Raw genomic sequence first — 4,355 nt, forward strand, 5'->3', positions numbered from 1 at the left:
ATATAAAGTATAATAGCATTTTTCAGCTTGAATAATCGCTTGATAACGAGAAAAATTCATATGATTCGCATAATCCAATACAGATAATTGGTGTTGCAATTCCGTTGAAAGTATTCTAATTTGATTTTTCTCAAAAAAAATTCGCCAACTCATCCAATGATCTAGATAATCTAATGGAAACTCTAAGTTGTACCCACCGATTTTATTTAAGAAACTTTTACGAAGTGCAGTTGCTGAATTGATTACCATAATGTCTTGAGAATATGTTTGATCACTCTTAGGTAATTCTGTATGTAATGGACGCAATGTATCGCTGCGTACAGGTGATATTTGCTGATTATTATCTCTGATGATTGGCGCTATTGCAGCAACTGATTGCGGCTGACTATTAGCTTGGACAATCAATTCTTCTAAATAGTCACTTGTAAGCGTAGTATCTTGATCCAACGTCACTAGCCATTCAATATGTTCATCGACTTGACTCAAAGCGTAATTATACGCTTGCGCTAACCCCACATTTTCCGGACTGTGATAGTAAATAAAGCGTTCATCCAATCCCTGAGGTTCCTCAGCCTGTTGACTATTATCAAAAATCAATACTTGTTTAATTTCAGAAAATTTATTTGAAGCAAGAAGCTTGTTCAAACTGGTGATCGTCGACGATTCTAGATACGTCATTTGATACAGAACTATCACGATTTCAAACAAACTTCTCACCTCTAAATTTTTATTATTTTGCTTCTAATTCAAGGAAACTAGCTAAAGCCTCTTGCCAAGTAGGAATCTCAAAGCCTAATTCTTTTGCTTTACTCAAGTCCATAATCGAATACTGCGGACGAGTTGCTTTTTGCGGATATTCTTCTGAAGTAACCGGAGCTACTTCCACGTCTGTATCTTTCAGAATTTCTTTAGCAAATTCGTACCAAGAACAGCTGTTTTCATTCGATAGATGATAAACTCCGAAAGGCGCCTTTTCTTCAATCACAAATGTCATAAATTCAGCTAACGTACGTGTCCAGGTTGGTCGACCAAATTGGTCATTCACAACCGTCAAGCGATCATGCGTTTTAGCCAACTTCTGCATCGTGTAAATGAAATTATGTCCATAAATACCGAATACCCAAGAAGTACGGATAATATAATAATTATCCATGATTTCTTGCACAGCTTTTTCACCTAAAAGTTTTGTACGGCCATACTCACTCAGCGGATTCGTTGCATCGTTTACCTGATACATGCCATCTTTTTTCTTTCCATCAAAAACATAGTCCGTACTGATATAGACTAATGTTGAACCAGCAGCCTTTGCGGCTTCTGCCACATTCCGTGTGCCTTCAACATTTATTTTTTCATCGAGCTCCTTGCCTTCATCTTCTGCTTTATCAACAGCTGTATATGCCGCACAATGATAAATGATTTCTGGCTTCATATCAGTAATAAACTTATTTGTAGCCTCTTTATCAGTAATGTCCAGTTGATCAGCATCAGTTGAAACGTACTCAATTTTCTTTTCATCTAACAAATTGCGCAGTTCAGTTCCTAATTGTCCATGTCCGCCTGTAATTAAGATCATATCTATCTACTCCTTATATAGTAATGTAATTAGCTTCTTTTAAACAACTTGATATAGCCTTCTCAAATTCAACTCATTTTGGTATGAATAAAAAAAGGTTAACCAACAAAAAGGCAGGTTGCACCTGCCTCATTTAATTTGTATTATTGGCCGTTTTTCGCGTAGTTGCTCTCGACCGCTTCTTTTTCAGCACGCCACCAATCTTCATGCTCAGTATACCACTTAATAGTATCCTTCATACCCGCACGGAAATTGGTAAATTCTGGTGACCAGCCTAATTCTTCTCGTAATTTAGTAGAATCGATCGCATAACGTAAATCGTGACCGGCACGATCTTTTACGTGATCATAGGCGTCTTTTGATTGGCCCATTTCTTCTAAAATAATTTCCATTACAGTCTTATTATCCTCTTCACCATCAGCGCCAATCAAATAAGTTTCTCCGATTTTCCCTTTAGTTAAGATTAACCAAACAGCTGAAGAATGGTCATTTGTATGGATCCAGTCACGCACATTTTTTCCATCACCATAAAGTTTTGGACGAATTCCACTCAAAATATTTGTAATTTGACGTGGAATAAATTTTTCAATGTGTTGATAAGGACCATAGTTGTTTGAACAATTTGAGATTGTTGCTTGCAAACCAAATGAACGAACCCAAGCTTTAACTAATAAATCAGAACCAGCCTTAGTTGATGAATATGGGCTTGATGGATTATACGGCGTTTCTGCCGTGAATTTTTCGCCTGCTCCTTCACCGTGGCCTGGCAAATCTTCTCTCAATGGAAGATCGCCATAAACTTCATCTGTAGAAACATGATGGTAACGAACATTGTTCTTACGGCACGCTTCAATCAATGTATAAGTACCGATAATGTTAGTTTGTACGAATGGAAAAGGATCTTTTAATGAATTGTCATTATGTGATTCAGCTGCATAGTGAACAACTGCATCAGTCTTTTGAACTAAACGATCGACCAGTTCAGCGTCAGCAATATCTCCAACAACTAGTTCTACTCGGTCTTCAGGAAGTCCAGCTAGATTTTCCTTGTTTCCAGCATACGTTAGTTTATCCAAAACTGTTACATGAACTTCTGGATGATTATTTACCACATAGTGAACAAAGTTAGAGCCAATAAAACCTGCTCCTCCTGTTACGATAATATTTTTCATCTATACTTTACTCCTATTTCGTAATAAGATATTCATTTTTCAAGAAATGAAAAATGAGTTTGATTCTAACCACTCATACCATTCTACTAAATGATCGGTTCATTTAGATTGAAAAAATGGAATGAGTATTCTTAAATTTCACCATACACGAAAGGATTTTCAGCTTCAAATTCTTTCAAGGTCGGTTGTTTTGCATCTTTTTCTGATGTGATAGCTTTTTCGATATCAATCGGCCAATCAATTGCTAAGTCTGGATCGGCAAATGAGATACCGCCATCTGCTTCTGCATCGTAATAGTTGTCACATTTGTACATGAAATTGACATTTGGAGTCAGTGTCACAAATCCATGAGCAAAACCACGAGGTACTAATAATTGACGATGATTGTGTTCCGAAAGAATGTAGCCTTCCCATTTTCCATAAGTCGAACTTCCTTTACGAATATCCACAATCACATCTAAAACTGCACCAGTTACGACCCGAATTAGCTTCGTTTGTGCTGATTTTCCTTTTTGGAAATGTAAACCCCGCAAAACCCCTGGCTGTGTTGAAAGTGAATGATTGTCTTGAATAAAATCAAAATCAATCCCTGCTGCTTTAAAATCTTCTACTGAATAACTTTCAGTGAAAAATCCGCGATGATCACCGAATACAGCAGGTTCGATAATTTTTACATCTGTTAAATTCGTTTCTGTTACTTTAATTTTCCCCATATCTATTCCTCTTCTGCTAAACGTAATAAATATTGACCATACTGATTTTTCTTCAATGGTTGAGCAAGTTCAATTAGGTCTTCTTTTGTAATATAGCCCATTCTATAAGAAATTTCTTCTAAACATGCCACTTTTAGGTTTTGACGCTTTTCAATCGTCGAAATGAAGGTAGAAGCTTCTAATAAAGATTCATGAGTACCCGTATCTAACCAAGCAAAACCACGGCTCATCACTTCTACAGATAATTTATTTCGCTTCAAATATTCTTTATTAACATCAGTGATCTCTAATTCGCCACGTTCGGATGGTTTGATGTTTTTTGCAATTTCAACTACATCGTTGTCATAGAAATATAATCCTGTTACTGCGTAATGCGACTTAGGCTTTTCAGGCTTTTCTTCAATAGAAACAGCCTGCATATCATCATCAAATTCTACCACACCGAAGCGTTCTGGATCATTTACGTGATAGCCGAAGACCGTCGCACCTTCCGTCTTCTTCGCAGCACGCTGCAACATACGTGATAGTCCATCGCCATAGTAAATGTTGTCTCCTAAAACTAGACAGACACTATCATCGCCAATAAAATCTTCACCAATAATAAATGCTTGAGCCAAGCCGTCCGGACTTTCTTGCACCGCATATTCGATATGAATCCCTAATTCATGTCCATCACCAAAAAGATTTTCAAAACGTGGTGTATCTTGAGGTGTTGAGATAATCAATATTTCATTGATTCCTGCCAACATCAATGTAGACATTGGGTAGTAAATCATAGGTTTATCATAAACCGGCATTAATTGTTTCGAAGTTGCTTTAGTTAGAGGGTATAAACGCTGTCTCTTATACACATCTAGATGTGTATTTGATCCCTCTGTAACCTCTTGTCCTGTACGA

Annotated in this window: 5 protein-coding genes; all 5 read right to left on the reverse strand. The window is 37.0% G+C overall.

Annotation, left to right across the window (positions count from 1 at the left end; all coding sequences use genetic code 11):
• Positions 1–717, reverse strand: a 717-nt coding sequence (locus tag A5875_RS07505) for a glycosyltransferase (RefSeq protein WP_254911860.1), incomplete at its 3' end; no start/stop codon positions are given.
• A 13-nt stretch (positions 718–730) separates the two neighbouring features.
• On the reverse strand, positions 731–1,573 hold the full coding sequence (gene rfbD / locus A5875_RS07510) for a dTDP-4-dehydrorhamnose reductase (protein ID WP_088933021.1): 843 nt from the start codon (positions 1,571–1,573) through the stop codon (positions 731–733).
• A gap of 143 nt (positions 1,574–1,716) precedes the next feature.
• Complete coding sequence (rfbB, locus tag A5875_RS07515; RefSeq protein ID WP_088933022.1) at positions 1,717–2,745, reverse strand: dTDP-glucose 4,6-dehydratase; 1,029 nt, start codon at positions 2,743–2,745, stop codon at positions 1,717–1,719.
• Between the two features lie 131 nt (positions 2,746–2,876).
• Positions 2,877–3,449 (reverse strand): dTDP-4-dehydrorhamnose 3,5-epimerase, encoded by a 573-nt coding sequence (gene rfbC / locus A5875_RS07520; protein WP_176244720.1) that lies wholly within the window; start codon positions 3,447–3,449, stop codon positions 2,877–2,879.
• A gap of 11 nt (positions 3,450–3,460) precedes the next feature.
• A complete protein-coding gene (rfbA, locus tag A5875_RS07525) occupies positions 3,461–4,309 on the reverse strand; it encodes a glucose-1-phosphate thymidylyltransferase RfbA (protein WP_088934651.1) in 849 nt (282 codons plus the stop codon).
• Positions 4,310–4,355: the final 46 nt, after the last annotated feature.

This window comes from Enterococcus sp. 3H8_DIV0648 (genome assembly GCF_002140655.1).
Lineage (GTDB): Bacteria > Bacillota > Bacilli > Lactobacillales > Enterococcaceae > Enterococcus_A > Enterococcus_A hulanensis.

Coding starts and splice junctions, on each gene's coding strand:
- rfbD (WP_088933021.1), bottom strand. CDS start 1,573: ATGATCTTAATTACAGGCGGACATGGACAATTAGGAACTGAACTGCGC.
- rfbB (WP_088933022.1), bottom strand. CDS start 2,745: ATGAAAAATATTATCGTAACAGGAGGAGCAGGTTTTATTGGCTCTAAC.